At 39.7% G+C, this 1,155-nt stretch carries 2 protein-coding genes; one reads left to right on the forward strand and one right to left on the reverse strand.

Features of this window, described 5'->3' with window-relative positions; translation table 11 throughout:
• Window positions 1-15: 15 nt before the first annotated feature.
• Window positions 16-306 carry a hypothetical protein gene (locus A3735_RS22575; protein WP_068516158.1) on the reverse strand — a complete coding sequence of 97 codons (291 nt, stop codon included), beginning with the start codon at window positions 304-306 and terminating at the stop codon, window positions 16-18.
• 221 nt (window positions 307-527) lie between these two features.
• Here A3735_RS22575 and A3735_RS22580 point away from each other — a divergent pair.
• Window positions 528-1,155 (forward strand): ABC transporter substrate-binding protein (locus tag A3735_RS22580; RefSeq protein WP_068638701.1); only part of this gene is annotated, 628 nt, incomplete at its 3' end.

Consider the following 1,155-nt stretch of genomic DNA (forward strand, 5'->3'; position numbering starts at 1 on the left):
GAGGGCTAACCAGCCCTACTCAAAAACCTTATATTTTTTGATATACCTGAGTGCAAAAGGCGTCTCGATTAGCATATATGTCAGTAAACTAAACCAGAACCAGTTAGTCTCTAGAATGATCAACGATAACTTGAGGTCTTGACCTTGATATAAGCTGCCAACCACCAAGAGAGATATCACCATAGCAGCCAAGTCGTTCGTAAATAGTTTGTTCAAATCTCGCCCCGCAAACCGAGGATAAACGAACAAATAAGTAAGCGTCACCAATAGGAAATTGATCAATAAAATAAGAGCTTCAGCTTGCATAATCATTCCGATTCAAACTTGTAAACAGCCATCATACCTCGAACTGATAACAAAGTGACTAATAACAAACGTTAGTTGTAATAACGACACAATCTAAAAGCGACACTCCAAACCGGCCAAACTCTACTACACTAATATCACTACCGACATAATAACTAAGTTAGCCTGCTTTTTTGAAATCAGATATCTAGATTTGAATTGGCTTATAAACGGTTAGGTATATGAAGCGTACAAGTGCCACAATTAAAGCATTAACCCTGCTTTTGTTAGTCAGTTTCCATTCACTCTCTAAGGCTGAAACTATCCAAATAGCCAGTGGAGAATATCCGCCGTGGACCTCACAATCACTGCCGGGTGGAGGCTACATTAATCGTCTAGTTAGCGAAGCGTTTAAGCTCCACAACATTGACGTCAAATTTGACTATCTCCCTTGGAAAAGAGCCCTAGAAGCGACTCGAATCGGTAATTATCACGCCACGTCTTTTTGGGGGGAAAGTGAAGAAAGAAGACAAGACTTTCTCCATAGCCAAACGATCGAGAATATCTATTTTGTCTTTTTCTACACTAAAAAACGCTTTAACGGCCCGTTCAAATGGCAAAGCCTTGATGAACTAGGCCGTTTAAAAATTGGCGCTACGCGGAGCTATACTTATAACGATGAATTTTGGCGTTTATACAAGCAAGACAGGTTAAGAGTGTCAATTAGCAATACAGATATAGATAACTTGCGAAAACTAATCAGCGGAACAATCGACTTATTTCCTATCTCTGAATTCACAGGAAAGTACCTGCTTCATAGAAACTTTTCACCAGCTGAAATAGAATCGATCGGAATCAACACTAAAGCAC

The sequence above is a fragment of the Oleiphilus sp. HI0061 genome (genome assembly GCF_001635675.1).

What these genes read in the sequence shown, in the direction of transcription:
- A3735_RS22575 (WP_068516158.1), bottom strand. Translation starts at nt 306, where the DNA reads ATGCAAGCTGAAGCTCTTATTTTATTGATCAATTTCCTATTGGTGACG.